Here is a 15,714-nt window from a genome sequence, read left to right as displayed (position 1 = left end):
GATTTCGCAATCGCGTTTCCGCGCACGCATTCCGCCGCGCGGCACGTCAGAGCGGCATCCAAACAAAAATTGAGAAAACAACCCCATGCACAGTAGCCGGTCCCGGTCGGCCCAAGGACTTTGCATGCTCCGCAAGGACTTGCATGCCCCGCAAGGGCTTGGTGCCCCGCAATGTCGTTTGACACGTCGGGCAAAACACCTTCATGATGCCATCATCGCAACAATCGCCAGCGTCCACGCCGCCCGACCACGGGCCGCCTCGACGCGATTGTGCGTAAGCCCTTCATCGATATCTCAAAATTCGTAATCGCGCGCAGCGAGCGAACGGTCGCTCGCGCGTCTGCGCCAGCACAGGACACAGCACATGACGACAGTACCGAACCGCCCCATCACCTCGCCGGTTGCGGCAAACGATCGCGGCGGCCCCGCCGCGAGCCCCCGGATCAGACTCTACAAGCGCCGCATTGCGATCAGTCATCCCGACCCGCAAGCCGGTGAGCAATTGCTGGCCGAGGCGCTCGGCGCGGCGGACCGCGACGCGCTGCATGGCATCGTCAAGCAATTGGTCAAGGCGAGCGCGATCGGTCAGAAGCCCGACGAGGCCAATCTGGCCTTCATGGTCTCGATGATCAGGAGCATTGCACCGAAGGATTCCATCGAAGCCATGCTGGTGTCTCAGATGGTGTCCGTTCACATGGCGACGATGCGCTGCGCCTGTCGTCTCGCCATCACCGACAATCTTCCACAGCAGGAGAGCGTCACACGCGCATTGACCCGGCTGACCCGCACCTTCGCCGCTCAGGTCGAGGCCCTGAGCCGCCATCGCAACAGCGACGAGCGCACGATCACGGTTCGGAATCTGTCGGTGCAGGACGGAGGACGAGCGATCGTGGGGAATGTCACGCAGCATGCGAACGTGATCGTGGCGGAGGCGGGCCCGAGCGACGCAAGGCAAGGCGCCAACCCATGACCGACGGTCACCCCCGCAATACCGTCCCGATGCGGGCCAGTCCCCGCTGCGGCGCCAGGACCCGCGATGGCGGCACCTGCCGCGCACCTGCCGCGCACGGCAAGGCGCGCTGCCGCATGCACGGCGGGGCGCGGGGAACCGGGGCGCCGAGAGGGAACGGGAATGCGCGGACGCATGGCCTGTTCACTGGAGAAGCCATTGCAGAGTTGAGGGCGGCTCGGGTGCTGCTGGATGAGGCCCGCAAAATGCTCGGTGAACTGACGTGATCGTCCTGGGGACTTCGGCCCAGCGCGAGTGCAGCCAGTCGTCAGCCCCTCAGGAAATTTCCCATACCACCGCCAGGAGGACGATGGACAAGGCAAGACTGGCGGCGAGCAGCACGAGCACGGTGGGTCCCCGCTCGCCCCGGCGCGCTTCCGTAGGTGTCTCGACGGCCGTCTTCAAGCCGCGCCATCACATTTCCCTTCACAATGGGATTCAAGCAGGCACAGGACCAATCGTTCCCGGTTCTGGAACAGGGCTGTCACCCCCCGCGTTGGCTGAACAACGAAGGAGCGTGAGATGACCGAAAAGTACGATCCGGCCCGTGCCGACAAGCATGCCGAACCAGCCGGAAAAGCCCGCCGCCCGGACAAGGCCGACCGCGAACTCGAGAAGAGCTTGAAGGACAGCTTTCCGGCATCCGATCCGCCGAGCAGCACGCAGCCTGCGAAGGCGACACCAGATGGCAAGCGCTGAGCGGCGCGGAGGATGGATGCGCGAGACCGGCGGTCTACGAGATCACCGGCCCGGCCGCCAGCCGAGCCCTCTCGTCGAGGACGACCAGCGGCATTTGAAAGGTGAAGCGTGTCACATCGTCGGTCGAGGTCACATCGATGGTGCCACCGTGGGCCGATGCAATCTGTGACACGATAAACAGGCCAAGGCCCAGGCCTTGTTGGTTGCCCGTGTCCTGTCCGCGAACGAAGGGCACGAACAACTTGCCCAGAGTGGCCGGCGGAATGGCCGGGCCGTGATTGGTGACCGAAAGCGAAAAACTTCCATAGGTCTGGGCGCGCACGAAGACGAGGCTCTCAGCCGGGCTGTAGCTGAGCGCGTTGCCGAGGAGATTGGAAAGCAGCCGGGCTATCCGCTGGCGGTCGGCGAAGACCGGCTTCGTGACGGCAAACTCGGCTTCGATTCGGCGCTGGGGATGCGTGGCGCGCATTTCATCGACCACCTGCCTGAGCAAAGGCTCAAGCGGCTCCATCGATGGCGCCAGCGATATTTTGCCCCCGAGACGGCTGCGCGCAAGATCGATGACGTCTTCGATCAGCGAAGACATGCGGACGGTGCTCGTCGCCATCATGGCGACCAGAGAGATCGCCCTTTCATCGAGCGGCGTGCTTGCAAGAAGGCGCGTGCCGGCCGCGATCGCAGCCAGCGGATTGCGCAGATCATGCCCGAGCACCGCCATGAACTGCTCCTGCAATTCGGCCGCGGCCTTGGCATCGAGCAGCTTCGCCTCCGCGGTCGCGAGGCGCCTTGCCGCATCGAGATGGATGCCGATCAGGTCGGCGAACAGCCGAAACATGCCAGTGATGCCCGGATCCTTCAGCTTTGCCGGCTTCGGATCGAGCGCGCAGAGCGTTCCGAAGAAGCTCCCGTCGGCAAGAAAGATCGGCATCGAGATGTAGGACTGAAAGCCGTACATCGCCGGCGTATGATGGTTCGCGTAGCGCTCGTCCCGGGCGACGTGATCGATGACGACGGCCTCGCGCGCCTGGTGCACTTCGTGACAGATGGTCGTTTCGACCTTCAACTCCCCACCCGCCCCGAGGCCGAGCCCGACCTGGTCGTTGGCCGCGAGGCAGATCCAGCGATCACCGGTGACGCGCGCGATGGCCGAAAATCCCAGTCCTGTAACCTGGGACACGACTGCGAGAATGGTCGGGACCGCCGCAATCGCCTCGATGGCATCGATGTCGGCTTTAAAGTCGTGTTCCATAGAACTCCGTTCGCACCAGCCGGCGCGGTCATAAGCCTTATTCGCGCAGGTATATTCGAAGTCAAAGGAAATTGGTGACTGGCCGGCGTCCAACTACCGCGTCAGTTAAGGAACAGAAGCCGAGCCCAAGCCTTGGTCTGCATCAAATCCATGGATGGAACCAGGAAGATGATCTTCCTGGCTGCGGCACACGCCGCAATGGCAAGCGGTGCAGCACTGAAAGGTTTCAATGCTGTCGGCTTCGACCGCATTTCCCGACTGCGACCGATGTTCGCTTTGGCACATATCGGCATCGCTGCGATCGCGGTGGCGAACGGGAACATGGGCCGTTGGCGCGGGTTGGTGCGTCATGAACGAAGTGGCCTCTTACCCCTCATCCACAGCTCCCTTGCCATCGCTTGTGACTGTCTCGTGCGAACGGACCGGCTCGGAAATCCCGGACTGGCGAGCCGGTTGATCGTCCAGAGCATCCATGCGCGGGTTCGAATGGACGAACGCCGGCCCACCATGCTGGCAAACCGAGCCATCGAAAATCACCAGCGAAATTGTCCCGAGCCGGACGGCCTGGGCAGCCTCAGGTGATGCCGCACTTCCGCGCTTCCGTCCCACGCGCGCACAGCAACGAAGATCCGAGCAACCAGCCTGGTCTTCATCACTTGAGCCGCGAGCAGATAGGAGACCCGGATTGAAGATACTTCTTGTAGAGGACGAGCCGTTGATCCTTCTGGACGTCGAAGATGGATTGCAGCAGGCGGATCATACCGTGATTTCGGTTTGCAACGCGGACAGGGCGATCGATGTTCTGCGCACGCAAGCCGTGGATCTCATTCTGACCGACATCGACATGCCCGGTTCCATGGATGGCCTGAAGCTGGCCGCTGCGGTGCGCGACCGCTGGCCGCCGGTCAAGATCGTCATCATGTCGGGGAAGAGGCGTCCCACCGACGAGGAACTGCCAACCCACGCTCGCTTCATCCCCAAGCCCTTCAGTCAGGCGCAGCTGCTGAGCGCCGTCGGCGTCTGGTCGTAGAGCGTCCCGGTCGATCTCGCCGGCGCGCACGAACGGGATCGGTGCAGTCTGGCAAGGCTGTTGCGCGGCGCGCCCCCATTGGCACCGTCGCCTCAATCATGTACCCCACCCCAAAACCTTCTCGGGACGGGGCACTCATGGAGACCGCAGCCACTGACGACGCGGGAGGCGCCACCCGCGCGCTGATCCTTGCGCTGCTTGCGCTGGCCTGCGGGCACATGCTCTCGACCCTGCTGCGCACCATTCCGGCTGTCAGCCTCGACCTGATGGCGGCGGATTTCCACATGGAGCCGCAGGCGCTGGCGAGCCTCACCTCGGTCTATCCCTTTGCTTTTGCCGCGGCGCAGATCCCGGTCGGTGCCGCGATGGACCGTTTCGGCGTGCGGCCGGTATCGCTGAGCCTGCTCGCGGGAACCGTGGTCGGCGCCATCGCGTCGGGGTTCGCGACCGGGCCCGAAAGCTTCGCGGTCGGGCAGGTGCTGCTGGGCATCGCGACCTCGGGCATGCTGATGTGTCCGATGACGCTGGCGGCCAAGCAATTGTCTGCGGCCCGGTTCGGCCTGTGGTCGGGCGCGATCCTCTCGATCGGCAATATCGGCATGCTGCTGTCGTCGAGCCCGCTCGCCTTCGTGGTCGATCATTACGGCTGGCGTGCCGGGTTCTGGATCTCGGCGCTCGGCGGCGTCTTCGTCGCGCTTGCGGTGTTCCTGCTGGTGCCGAGACAGCCAGCCGAGCACAAGGACGATTCCTCGCCGCTGTCGCAGATGATCGAGGTGCTGCGGCTGGGCTTCTCACGACCGCTGCGCGGCCTGATCGCGCTGGCGCTGGTGTCGCTGGCGACCTCGCTGGTGCTGCGCGGCCTGTGGGGCGGGCCGTGGCTGATGGACATCAAGGGATTGTCGCGGGTCGAGGCCGGCAACCAGCTCGGCGCGTTCACGCTTGCGATGATCGCGGGGCCCCTGTGCATCGGCATGATCGATCGCAGGCTCGGTCGCCGCCGCGGGCTGGTGGCGGGCACGCATCTGATCGGGGCGCTGCTGCTGGCGCTGATGGCGCTGGGCGCGCCGCATTATGCGGTCTCCGCGCTGTTCGGCGTGCCCGTGATGCCGCCGCAATATGACCTGGTGCTGTTCGTGCTGATCGGCCTTGCCACCTCCGCCCAGCCGCTGCTGTTCGGCATGTCGCGGCAGCTGGTCGACGCGCAGATGGCGGGCAAGGCGCTCGCGGCGATCAACCTCGCCTTCTTCCTCGGCGCGGCGCTGATGCAATCGGTCACCGGCGCGGTAGCCGCGTTGGCCGGGCTGCCGGCGGTGCTGCTGTTCATGGCGGGGGCGCTCCTTCTGGGCGCGCTGGTCTTCATGGCATACACGCGGAGCGTCTGACCTCGCAGGATGGGTAGAGCCATCATCAGCGCGCGTGCGGCATGCGAACGAAATGGCGGCGCGTCCGGAAGGGATTGTGAGCCATTTCACAAGACCTCCATTATGCACGCGCTAGTTTCTTTTCTCGCAAAGTGCATCTTCATCGCCCGTGCCCAGCGTCGACTGGCTCGGCTTTCGACGGTCCCCCGCTGGTGCGGCAAACCTTTCGCGAGGATGGTCCCATGGCCCCGAACACGGACTCGAGCCTGCTCAATCTCAACACGCTGATATCGGTCACTCTTGCGGCGCAATTTGCCTTGTTCCAGCTGCGCATCAAACGCGAGATCGACGTGGGAGACAACAACAACCAAACGTGGTTTCCCGTTCCGGATATCATCAATATCCTGATGATGCTGATCGTGGTCGTATTCTGCGTCGTATTGCCTCTAGCCCACCATCAAAAATACGACAACACCTCGATTCTCGTGTTCACGGTCGCTGCCGTTCTGCTTGCTTTCCATCCCATCTGCATGATCGGGCACTATCGATTGTTCAGCAAGAAGGAACGCGAGCAGGGTCGACGGACTCCTATAATGGGCAAACCGGGCGTCCATACGCGTTACTGCACCGGGCAGGAAGCATTTCTGATTGGGCTCGCCCTTGTGTGCGCCCTGGCAGCCGGCGGATACGTGATGCGGTCGATGTGACGCCAGCACGCAGGATGGCTTTCGCTTCGCGCTCTACCCATCCTGCAAGCTCGCCGCACCGTTTCAGGCCCTTGCACAACGGCGCGCCTCAGGGGATGCTGATGCGCACATTGCATCAAGGGAATGAACTCCATGCCTGTCGACACCAAAGCCGCCACCGACCGCCTCATGCGCTTCCTCGCGATCGAGGGCGTCACCGGACAGGAGGCGGCGATCGGGCGTGAGCTCACCGCCGCGCTGAAGGAGAGCGGCGTGCCGGCCAAGGCGATCCGGCTCGACGACGCCAATACCCGCATTCCGGTGCCGACCGAGACCGGCAACCTGATCGTCGACCTGCCCGGTCGCGGCACGCTACACAACCAGCCACGGATCATGTTCATGACCCACATGGACACCGTGCCGCTGTGCGCCGGCGCCAAGCCGAAGAAATCCGGCCGCAAGATCGTCAACGAGGCCAGGACCGCGCTCGGCGGCGACAATCGCTGCGGCTGCGGCGTGCTGGTGACGCTGGCCGCCGAGCTAGCCAAGCAGAAGCTCGATCATCCGCCGATCACGCTGCTGTTCTGCGTGCGCGAGGAGAGCGGGCTCTACGGTGCGCGCCACGTCAAGCTGGACGAGCTCGGCTCGCCGGTGATGGCCTTCAATTATGACGGCGGCTCGGCCTCCAACGTCGTGATCGGCGCCGTCGGCGCGGACCGCTGGAGCGTCGAGATATTCGGCCGCGCTTCGCATGCCGGCGTCGCACCAGAGCGCGGCATCTCCTCCACCATGATCATGGCGCTCGCGCTCGCCGAGGTGAAGGCCGGCGGCTGGTTCGGCAAGGTGGTGAAGGGCAAGCAGCAAGGCACCAGCAATGTCGGCCCCGTCACCGGCGGCGAGGGCCGGCCCGCGGGCGACGCCACCAACGTCGTCACCGACTACGTGCATGTGCGCGGCGAGAGCCGCAGTCATGACGGAAAGTTCTTCAAGGAAATCACCAAAGCCTACAAGGCCGCGTTCGAGAAGGCGGCCAAGAAAGTCACCAACGCGCAAGGCAAATCCGGCAAGGTCAAGTTCAAGGCCGAGACCGACTATTATCCGTTTCGGATGAAGGAGACCCTCCCCGTCGTGAAACGCGCGATCGAGGCGGTCTCTGCCGTTGGCGGAACCCCGAACGTGCGCGCCGCCAATGGCGGCCTCGATGCCAACTGGATGGTGCGCCACGGCGTCCCGACCGTCACCTTCGGCGCGGGCCAGAACGAGGCGCACACCATCGACGAATGGATCAATCTCGACGAATACGACCGGGCGTGTGCGCTGGCCGTGCAGCTTGCGACGATGCGGTGAGCTGCCCAGCCAAAACACCACCGGCCTGCTACGCTTGATCTAAATCAAGCGTCGAGGCACGGAACCGTTGCCATGCTTCGCCGCAGCATGAGCTTCCAGGCCACCTTCCGCAATTGCCGGCGTGTGACAGCCGCCTTGATCCTGTCTCTGGCTTGCGCTTCCTGTGCGGGACGGCCCTTGCAGGGCGTGCTCGTTCCGGTCGAGGCCGCGGAGAGCACCTCGCGTGTCCCGGTCCTTGTCGCGACGACTCGCGAGCGCGCAGCCACCGACACCGGCGACATGTTCAGCCGCGAGCGCGCGGCCGCGATGTCCTACGCGATCGTCTCGGTCTCGATTCCGCCTGACGAGGCCCGTGTGGTCGGAGCGATCCAGTGGCCGGTGGTGCCGCCCGGCGATCCGCGCCGCGAGTTCGTCACGGTGTCGGCCGACTACCTCGACAAGGTCGCCTTCAACACCACCGTCAACAGCGTCGCCAGGACGACCCGCCGCAGCAAGGCGATGATCTTCATCCACGGCTTCAACAACCGCTTCGACGATGCGGTCTATCGCTTCGCACAGATCGTCCAGGACTCGAAGGCCCCAGTGATTCCGATCCTGTTCTCGTGGCCCTCGCAAGGTCTGGTCGGACTGCGCGCCTACGAGCGCGACGGCGAGGTCGCCCGCGACTCCGCCGGATCGCTCGACGGGCTGATCGACCAGGTCGCACTCAATCCCGCAATCCGCGAGATCACCGTGCTCTGCCATTCCATGGGCTGCCTGATCACGCTGGATGCGCTCCAGGCCAGGGCACGACGGACCGGGAAGATCGGCGGCAAGATCAAGAACGTGGCGATGGTGGCCCCCGACGTCGCGTTCGCGGCGTTTCGCGAACAGATGCAGGGCATGGGGACGTCGCGGCCGCGCTTCGCGCTGTTCCTGTCGCAGGATGACGGCGCGCTGAAACTGTCGAAGTCGATCGCGGGCGGCCTCGCCCGGCTCGGCGATGTCAATCCCGAAGAAGAGCCTTACAAGGGCGAGCTGGCGCGGGCCAATATTCTGGTGTTCGACATCACCCGCCTGCAGGGACAGGCGCATTCGCGCGCATTCGAAGACGCGAGCACCGTCATGGGCTTGATCGAGCGCAGGCTCGCCCAGGGTCAGCAGCTGGCCGAGGACGCTTCGCGGCGGCCGGCGGCGGGGGCGGCGTCACAGTAGCCCGGCTCAGGCTTGCATCTGCAAGCGGTCAGTCGACACGCGACTCATTTCGGGACGCATTCCACATTGAAAGCGATGATGATCTGCGCCGGGTCGGCCTTGCCCAGGGCCTTCAAATCCTCCAGGCCGCTTCTCAACCTCGCGCCGGCATCCTTCAAGCTGTCCTCGAGTTTCGATTTGGCCGTCTTGCATCGCTTTTCGTTGGAGAACTCCTGGAATACGACATTCGGAAGCAGTCTCCATTCGGCCCTGTCATTCGTGGCGGCCGGACTGACGGAGTAGGAGAATACATACATCAGGATCCACATCGGGTGCTCCTTCTGATCGAAAGTCGTACGGCATGTCTCCACCCCGGCGATGGTCCTCCTTGATCTACATCAACCCGCTAGCCTCGACCGACGCCGGGGGCCCTCGCAAGGTGCGCCAGGATTTTCACCACGACTGCATTGCCTGGCGGTGCCTGCCGGCCTAGCCTGCAAAGAAAACGCAGGGAGGCCGCATGCCGCGCATTTCAACCATCGAGTCCGGATTCTACCGGATCCCCCTCCCCGTCACGCTCTCCGACTCGACCCATGGCGAGATCGCGGCGTTCGAGTTGATCACCTGCCGGGTGCGCGATGCCGATGGCGCCGAAGGGGTCGGCTACACCTATACGGTCGGACGCAATGGTGGCGCCGTCGCCGACATCCTCAAGCGCGAGATCCCGCCGCTCGTCGAGGGCCGCGAGGCCGACGACACCGAAGCGATCTGGCATCAGGTCTGGTGGGCGCTGCATTATGGCGGGCGCGGCGGGCCGGCGGTGCTGGCGCTCTCCGCGCTCGACATCGCGCTGTGGGATTTGAAGGCGCGGCGCGCGAAGCTGCCGCTGTTCCGGCTGCTCGGCGGCTTCGATGCGCGTGTGCCGTGCTATGCCGGCGGCATCGACCTCGATCTCTCCGTCGAGGCGCTGCTCAAGCAGACCGACGGCAATCTGGCCAAGGGCTTTCGCGCCATCAAGATGAAGGTCGGCCGGCCCGACCTCAAATCCGACGTCGCGCGGGTCGCGGCGATGCGCAGGCATCTCGGCGACGGTTTTCCGCTGATGGCGGATGCCAACATGAAATGGACGGTCGAGGAAGCGATCCGCGCCGCCCGCGCCTTCGTCCCCCATGACCTCACCTGGCTCGAGGAGCCGATCATTCCCGACGATGTCGCGGGCCACGCGCGTATCATGCAAGCCGGCGGCGTGCCGATCGCGGCGGGCGAGAATTTGCGCTCGCTGTGGGAGTTCAAGAACTACATCGTCGCCGGGGCGGTGTCCTATCCCGAGCCCGACGTGACCAATTGCGGCGGCGTGAGTGCCTTCGTGAAGATCGCGCGATTGGCCGAGGCATTCAACCTGCCCGTCACCAGCCACGGCGCGCACGACATCACCGTCCACCTGCTCGCGGCCTGCCCGAACCGGTCATACCTCGAAGCTCACGGGTTCGGGCTGGACAAATATATCGAGCACCCGCTGGTGCTTCAGGACGGCATGGCGCTCGCGCCGGACCGGCCGGGCCACGGCATCAGTTTCGACTGGAGCGGGCTGGCGAAGCTCGCGCCATAGTACGCGTGTTGCTGCACGCGAGCTATTCCCCCGCGCTGGATGCGGCGGGCGAATAATCGGTTATGGTGGCGGCAGCCGTCATCATCCGAAAGACCCACCTTGACACCCGAGCTGCACCAGAAACTGACCGCGTGGCGCCGGCATTTGCATGCGCATCCCGAGCTGTCCCTGCAGGAAGAGGCCACTTCCGCCTTCGTGCGGGAAAAACTCGCCGAGCTCGGCATTCCCTTCGAGGCCGGAATCGGCGGCCACGGCATCGTTGCGACCTTGATGCGCGGCCATGCGCAGAGCCGCGTCGGCCTGCGCGCCGACATGGACGCGCTGCCGATCACCGAGGACACGGGCCTGCCCTACGCCTCGACAACTGCCGGCGTGATGCATGCCTGCGGGCATGACGGGCACACCGCCTCGCTGCTCGGCGCCGCCGCGCTACTCGCCTCCGACACCAGCTGGAGCGGGACGGTCGACTTCATCTTCCAGCCGGCCGAGGAAGGCTTTGGCGGCTCGCGCGCGATGGTCGCCGCCGGGCTGTTCGAGCGCTTTCCGATGCAGCGGGTGTTCGGCTTTCACAACTGGCCGGGCCTTGCCGCCGGCACCATCGCGGTGCATGACGGCGTCGTCATGGCCTCCGGCGGGCGCATCACCATCACCATCGAGGGCCATGCCGGGCACGCCGGCATGCCGCATCTGACGCGCGATCCGGTGATGGCGGCGGGCCATTTGATCGTGGCGCTGCAATCGATCGTGTCGCGCAGTGTCGATCCGCTCGACACCGCCGTGCTCTCGCTGTGCACGCTCGAGGGCGGCACGGCGCGCAACCAGATCGCCGGACGCGTCGCGATCGGCGGCACGCTGCGGTATCATCGCGATGCGGTGAAGGACACCATCCTGGCGCGGATCGATCAGATCTGCGCCGGCATTGCCACGAGCTTCGGCGTCAAGGTGACGCCGGAGATCGTCATGGGCGTCGGCGTCGTGATCAACGCGCCGACCGAGGCGGGTCTCGCGCGCCTCGCCGCGGACAAGGTCCAGGCCGAGCTGCGGCGCGACCTCGCGCCCAGCATGGCCGGCGAGGATTTCGCCCACTATCTTCAGCAGCGGCCGGGCGCCTTCGTCTGGATCGGCAATGGCGAATTGCGCGAGGGCGCCGAGCTGCACGGCCCGCGCTACGATTTCAACGACGCAATCCTTCCCGTCGCCTCCGGCTGGATGGCGGAAGTCGCCAAGAAAGCGCTGGCATCGAACTAGCGCAGCCGAAACCGGTCACGGGATTTCGCGCGGCAGCTTCCAGTCAGGCCGCGGCTCGAGTTTGCGTTCGCTCTCGGTCCTGGCGCCGGCCAGCAGCAGGCGATAGTGCCAGATCACCTTCCCGCTGCCCCGGATGAGGAGATCGCGGACGTTGCTCATCGTTCCGCTCCCGTGGCAGCGGCGCCCGATGGCGTGTTCGGAAGGATGAATGTGAGTGGGAAGGTACCGGCGGCGAGAGCGTCCAGCGCGGCCTGCTCCTCGGCGAGACGTCGTTCGATGAACTGGCGTTCGATGTCCGACAGCTTGGTCTTCAGCAAGCGCCGGTAGCGGGAGAGATTGTTTCGGTGCGCGCGAATGCGGGCCAGATCTTGATCGAGCATCATCGTCACTCCAGACGGTCTTTCAAAGTCCTTTTCGAATAGCGTGTTGGAAGAGGAATCTTCCGGCGTAAAAAATATTCGGACTGCCGTCCTTGTCAAGACGTCCCCTCGCCGCTCCCCGGCCCGTTGGAGGGCGTCGCCCACCGGCGCCGGCGCTGGCTGAAAATTTTTTGGAGTTCCCCTCTTGCAACGTCCTTGCGCCATTCTAAGTCGTCTTTCGCCGCGAGAGCGGTGTGCCGGATGCCCGATCGGGTCCGGCGCGGGCGCCGGCCGGGGTCTTCGGACCTGCTCCGATTCCCTGTCTTGCGCTCCTTCGTATCCATCTTGCTCTTTGGAGGACTTGGTATGAGGACCAATTTTGACTTCGCGCCCCTGTGGCGCTCCACCATCGGCTTCGACCACCTGGCCGACCTCGTCGACAGCACGCTGCGCCAGGCGAGCGAGGACAACTATCCCCCCTACAACATCGAACGCTCCGGCGAAGACCACTACCGGATCACGCTGGCGGTGGCGGGCTTCGGCGCCAGCGACATCATCGTGACCGCCGAACAGAACGCGCTCACCGTCGAGGGCAGGAAGCCCGACGGCGCCGCGCGCGAATATCTCTACCAGGGCATCGCGGCACGCCCGTTCCGCCGCGTGTTCAATCTCGCCGACTACGTCCAGGTCAAGCAGGCCGCCTTTCAGGACGGTCTCTTGATCATCGATCTCGTGCGCGAGATTCCGGACGCGATGAAGCCGCGCCGGATCCCGATCGCGGGCGCCTCGTCACCGCAGATCGAGCAGAAGAAGGCGGCTTAGCCTCGCCAAAACGAGTTCGGCACTGCCCGCAACCAGCATGGCGGATGGCGACCTTGGTCGCCGTCCGCCGAGCAGGAACCATCCCTTTGAAAGGAGTGTAGAGGGAGACAACCATGACCAAGGCCAATGCTACCACCGGCGGTCTCGACCCGCTGTTTTATCCCGCCGCACATTACGAATCGCCGACCGCCGTCCTGAACGACCGCGCCCTCTCGACAGCGGAGAAGCGGATCATCCTGTCTTCGTGGGCTTCGGACATGTACGCGGTCGAATCCCATCCTGCATTGCGCGAGATTCCCGGCCTGGACCACGTCGTCCGGCTCGCGGACATCCTCGCCGCGCTGCGCAGGCTGGATGACGACGACGATCCGCCGCCCCGCGGCGGCGCTTCGATGCGGCTGCGGCGGTCTCCGACCGCCGCCACGCAGCCTCATTCGTAATCGGGCAAATTCGTGATGCGCATTGACTAGACGATGCCGCCTTGCCGAAGCGCCGCGATCGCGGCCTTGTCGTAGCCGAGCTCGGTCAGGACAAGATCGGTATGCTCGCCGAGCGTCGGCGGCCGGCTCACGATTTCGCCCGGCGTCTCCGACAGGCGGACGGCGGCGCGCGTCACCGGCGCGGGCTTCGGCAAGCCGGGATAGTCGATGTCCTGCATGAAGCCGGCGGCCCGGATGTGGGGATGATCCAGCGCCTGTTGCGGGCTCAGCACCGGCCCGGTCGGAATCATCGCCTTTCCGAGCGTGTCGACGGCCTCCTGCGTGGTGCGCTCGGCGCACCAGCGCGCCATCCGCTCGCTGATGACGGGGCCGTTGTTGCCGCGGCTGATGTCGTCGGCAAAGCGCGGATCGTTCAGCCACTGCTCTTCCTCGCCCATCAGCCTGGCCCAGCGCTTGAACAGCGGATGCCCCGTGACCTGGCACAGCACCCAGCCGTCCTGGGTGCGATAGATGTCCGCCGGCGCCGCGGTCTGGCCGAGATTGCCTGTCGGCACGCGATTGACGTTGATCACGGCCTGCTCGATCAGCGTCGCATTGGTGAAGGACAGCGCGGTTGCCAGCAATGCGCCCTCGACGACCTGCCCGCGCCCGGATTTGCCGCGCTCGATCAGCGCGGCGAGCGTGCCGAACGCGCAATGCAGCGCCGTTCCGAAATCGACCCAGTTGACCGCCGCCCGGTATGGCGGATCGCCGGCGCCGGTCATGTACACCGAGCCCGACATGACCTGGCCGACGCCGTCGAAACCGACGCGGTCGGACCAGGGCCCCGGCCCGCCGAACGCGGTTGCCGTCGTCAGGATGATGTCGGGCTTGATCGCCTTGAGTGAGTCATAATCGAGCTTCATGGCACGGAGGGTCTGCGGCGGCAGATTGGCGACGACCACGTCGGCGGTCGCGATCAGTCGGCGCATCACCTCCTGCCCTTCCGGCTTCATCGGATCGAGCGTAATGCACTTCTTGTTGCGGTTGACCTGGAGAAACAGCGCGCCTTCGCCGCCCTCGCCGACCGGCGCGACGAAACGGTCCTCGCTGCCGTCGCGCTTTTCCACGCGGATGACCTCGGCGCCGAATTCGGCCAGCAAGGTCGCGCAATAGGGCCCCGCGATATAGCGCCCGAAATCGAGGACGCGCACGCCCTCCAGAACTCCTCCCATCGACCTCTTTCCTTATGTGTCTTTCGTCAGCTTACAGGGATTGGCTTTTGCGGCAAGGTAGCAACGGACGCCATGCCGTTCCCTGCCCCGCCTTCAAGATGCGACCGGCAAATCATTTCGACTGGCGGAAATTGTGCTCTATTATGCTTCCATCCATCCCCCACCAGAGCCCCGTCCATGCCGCAACAATTCGATCGATCCAAAGAAGATCTCGGCAACGCGATCCATTTCGAGCACGTCAACATCCAGGTCCCGGACCAGCGCCTCGCCACCCTGTTCTACGTCACCGGGCTCGGGCTGACCCGCGATCCCTATCTGATGGTGTCCGACACCAACATGTGGATCAACGCCGGACGGAGCCAGTTTCATTTGCCGAGCGGCAGGCCGCAGGTGCTGCGTGGCCATACCGGGCTGGTCATCGAAGGCCGCGAGGCGCTGCTGACGCGATTGGCGTCGGTGGCGAAGAAGCTCGAGGGCACGGCGTTCGCGTTCGCCGAGCGCAACGACCATGTCGAAGCGACCTGTCCGTGGGGCAACCGCCTGCGCTGCTACGAGCCCGACGCCGCGCGCTTCGGGCGCATTGCGCTGGGCATTCCCTATGTCGAGTTCGACGTGCCGGTGGGATCCGCGGCCCGCATCTGCGCCTTCTACCCTGAAATCATGGGCATGCCATCCGAGCTGTGGAACGGCGACGGCACGGTCGCCGCCGTGAGGACGGGCCGCGACCAGCATCTGTTGTTTCGCGAGACCGATCGGCCGCAAGGCGATTATGACGGCCACCATGTGCAGATGTACATCACCGATTTCTCCGGCCCTTACCGCAAGCTGCTGGCCCGCGACCTGGTCTCGCGCGAGGACAATCAGTACCAGTACCGCTTCTGCGACATCGTCGATCTCGACAGCGGCAAGCATCTTTTCACTGTCGAGCACGAAGTGCGCAGCGCGACCCATCCAATGTTCATGCGGCCGATGGTCAATCGCAATCCGGCAATCAATAATCGCAACTACGCGAACGGACATGATCAAGCGTCATGGGCGATGGGCCCGGATCAATACGAGGGATAAGCGCTGCCTGGACAATCCTGCCAAGACTGGCACGCCAGCGACAAAATCATCGCTCGCCGCAACAGCGTGACTCCGGTCACGGCGATCGTCGGACGCATGCGGCATCCTGTCCACAGTTGCGGGGATGATCCCGCAGCATCCAGACAGGAGAGACAACATGGCCCATCTGATCAAGCAAGACAGCGCGAACTTCGAACTCTCGATCGACCAGCTCGATGAAGTCGCCGGCGGCGGCTGGTTCAGCAGCGTGACCCACTTCATCCACGACGCGGGTCAAGCCATCGGCAAGTTCCTCTCGAGCACGCCGGTTGCCGTCCTTGCCGGCATTTTCGTCGGTGGTGGCGCGATCGTCGTCGGTGGTCAGGCTGCGATGAAGCAGAACTGAGCCTCAAGCCCGAAGCAA

General features: G+C 64.7%; 20 protein-coding genes. 15 read left to right on the top strand and 5 right to left on the bottom strand.

The window, feature by feature from the left end; genetic code table 11:
• The first annotated feature begins 364 nt into the window (after positions 1–364).
• The 3 genes from OC450_RS06740 (at position 365) to OC450_RS06735 (ending at position 1,708) form a co-directional block, all read left to right on the top strand.
• Positions 365–970: a hypothetical protein gene (locus OC450_RS06740; RefSeq protein WP_256806524.1), complete on the top strand. Its 606-nt coding sequence runs from the start codon at positions 365–367 to the stop codon at positions 968–970.
• Positions 967–1,236, top strand: a complete 270-nt coding sequence (locus OC450_RS34320; RefSeq protein WP_315986379.1) for an HGGxSTG domain-containing protein — start codon at positions 967–969, stop codon at positions 1,234–1,236. The genes OC450_RS06740 and OC450_RS34320 overlap by 4 nt, the downstream gene beginning before the upstream one ends.
• Before the next feature lie 295 nt (positions 1,237–1,531).
• Complete coding sequence (locus OC450_RS06735) at positions 1,532–1,708, top strand: hypothetical protein (protein ID WP_211382576.1); 177 nt, start codon at positions 1,532–1,534, stop codon at positions 1,706–1,708.
• A 34-nt stretch (positions 1,709–1,742) separates the two neighbouring features.
• On the opposite strand, the gene OC450_RS06730 is transcribed toward OC450_RS06735, so the two are convergent.
• Positions 1,743–3,050: a GAF domain-containing sensor histidine kinase gene (locus tag OC450_RS06730; protein WP_306235318.1), complete on the bottom strand. Its 1,308-nt coding sequence runs from the start codon at positions 3,048–3,050 to the stop codon at positions 1,743–1,745.
• A 75-nt stretch (positions 3,051–3,125) separates the two neighbouring features.
• Here OC450_RS06730 and OC450_RS06725 point away from each other — a divergent pair, with 75 nt between their 5' ends.
• The 6 genes from OC450_RS06725 (at position 3,126) to OC450_RS06700 (ending at position 8,575) form a co-directional block, all read left to right on the top strand.
• A complete protein-coding gene (locus tag OC450_RS06725) occupies positions 3,126–3,539 on the top strand; it encodes a hypothetical protein (protein WP_262047506.1) in 414 nt (137 codons plus the stop codon).
• 103 nt (positions 3,540–3,642) lie between these two features.
• Positions 3,643–3,987: a response regulator gene (locus OC450_RS06720; RefSeq protein ID WP_249128931.1), complete on the top strand. Its 345-nt coding sequence runs from the start codon at positions 3,643–3,645 to the stop codon at positions 3,985–3,987.
• Between the two features lie 137 nt (positions 3,988–4,124).
• Positions 4,125–5,369: an MFS transporter gene (locus tag OC450_RS06715; RefSeq protein ID WP_262047505.1), complete on the top strand. Its 1,245-nt coding sequence runs from the start codon at positions 4,125–4,127 to the stop codon at positions 5,367–5,369.
• A gap of 221 nt (positions 5,370–5,590) precedes the next feature.
• Entirely contained in the window at positions 5,591–6,055 is a 465-nt protein-coding gene (locus OC450_RS06710; RefSeq protein ID WP_262047504.1) for a hypothetical protein, read from the top strand.
• A 132-nt stretch (positions 6,056–6,187) separates the two neighbouring features.
• Positions 6,188–7,381 (top strand): M20/M25/M40 family metallo-hydrolase, encoded by a 1,194-nt coding sequence (locus OC450_RS06705; RefSeq protein WP_262047503.1) that lies wholly within the window; start codon positions 6,188–6,190, stop codon positions 7,379–7,381.
• 72 nt (positions 7,382–7,453) lie between these two features.
• Positions 7,454–8,575 (top strand): alpha/beta hydrolase, encoded by a 1,122-nt coding sequence (locus OC450_RS06700; protein ID WP_262047502.1) that lies wholly within the window; start codon positions 7,454–7,456, stop codon positions 8,573–8,575.
• A 44-nt stretch (positions 8,576–8,619) separates the two neighbouring features.
• Here the strand turns inward: OC450_RS06700 and OC450_RS06695 are convergent, their stop codons facing one another.
• Entirely contained in the window at positions 8,620–8,883 is a 264-nt protein-coding gene (locus OC450_RS06695) for a hypothetical protein (protein ID WP_211382571.1), read from the bottom strand.
• A gap of 191 nt (positions 8,884–9,074) precedes the next feature.
• Here OC450_RS06695 and OC450_RS06690 point away from each other — a divergent pair, with 191 nt between their 5' ends.
• Positions 9,075–10,163, top strand: a complete 1,089-nt coding sequence (locus OC450_RS06690; protein WP_262047501.1) for a mandelate racemase/muconate lactonizing enzyme family protein — start codon at positions 9,075–9,077, stop codon at positions 10,161–10,163.
• A 99-nt stretch (positions 10,164–10,262) separates the two neighbouring features.
• On the top strand, positions 10,263–11,411 hold the full coding sequence (locus OC450_RS06685; RefSeq protein ID WP_262047500.1) for an amidohydrolase: 1,149 nt from the start codon (positions 10,263–10,265) through the stop codon (positions 11,409–11,411).
• A gap of 15 nt (positions 11,412–11,426) precedes the next feature.
• Here OC450_RS06685 and OC450_RS06680 read toward each other — a convergent pair whose 3' ends face one another.
• Together OC450_RS06680 and OC450_RS06675 are read right to left on the bottom strand one after the other, a co-directional pair.
• Positions 11,427–11,570 (bottom strand): hypothetical protein, encoded by a 144-nt coding sequence (locus tag OC450_RS06680; protein ID WP_211382568.1) that lies wholly within the window; start codon positions 11,568–11,570, stop codon positions 11,427–11,429.
• Positions 11,567–11,794 carry a hypothetical protein gene (locus tag OC450_RS06675; protein WP_372703041.1) on the bottom strand — a complete coding sequence of 76 codons (228 nt, stop codon included), beginning with the start codon at positions 11,792–11,794 and terminating at the stop codon, positions 11,567–11,569. The genes OC450_RS06680 and OC450_RS06675 overlap by 4 nt, the downstream gene beginning before the upstream one ends.
• Before the next feature lie 342 nt (positions 11,795–12,136).
• On the opposite strand from OC450_RS06675, the gene OC450_RS06670 reads away from it, so the two are divergent.
• Together OC450_RS06670 and OC450_RS06665 are read left to right on the top strand one after the other, a co-directional pair.
• Positions 12,137–12,592 (top strand): Hsp20 family protein, encoded by a 456-nt coding sequence (locus OC450_RS06670; RefSeq protein WP_211382567.1) that lies wholly within the window; start codon positions 12,137–12,139, stop codon positions 12,590–12,592.
• A gap of 113 nt (positions 12,593–12,705) precedes the next feature.
• Positions 12,706–13,032, top strand: a complete 327-nt coding sequence (locus tag OC450_RS06665; protein WP_211382566.1) for a hypothetical protein — start codon at positions 12,706–12,708, stop codon at positions 13,030–13,032.
• A gap of 26 nt (positions 13,033–13,058) precedes the next feature.
• On the opposite strand, the gene OC450_RS06660 is transcribed toward OC450_RS06665, so the two are convergent.
• Positions 13,059–14,246, bottom strand: coding sequence for a CaiB/BaiF CoA transferase family protein (locus OC450_RS06660; RefSeq protein ID WP_262047499.1), 1,188 nt, complete (start codon positions 14,244–14,246; stop codon positions 13,059–13,061).
• A gap of 177 nt (positions 14,247–14,423) precedes the next feature.
• On the opposite strand from OC450_RS06660, the gene OC450_RS06655 reads away from it, so the two are divergent.
• On the top strand, positions 14,424–15,311 hold the full coding sequence (locus tag OC450_RS06655) for a hypothetical protein (RefSeq protein WP_262047498.1): 888 nt from the start codon (positions 14,424–14,426) through the stop codon (positions 15,309–15,311).
• Between the two features lie 157 nt (positions 15,312–15,468).
• Positions 15,469–15,696 (top strand): hypothetical protein, encoded by a 228-nt coding sequence (locus OC450_RS06650; RefSeq protein WP_211382563.1) that lies wholly within the window; start codon positions 15,469–15,471, stop codon positions 15,694–15,696.
• The last annotated feature ends 18 nt before the right edge of the window (positions 15,697–15,714 follow it).

Source organism: Bradyrhizobium sp. Bra78 (assembly GCF_024519855.1).
Classification (GTDB): Bacteria; Pseudomonadota; Alphaproteobacteria; order Rhizobiales; family Xanthobacteraceae; genus Bradyrhizobium; species Bradyrhizobium japonicum_G.
Note: the sequence above shows the minus strand (reverse complement) of the source record. Positions and strands in the feature narration are given on the sequence as shown.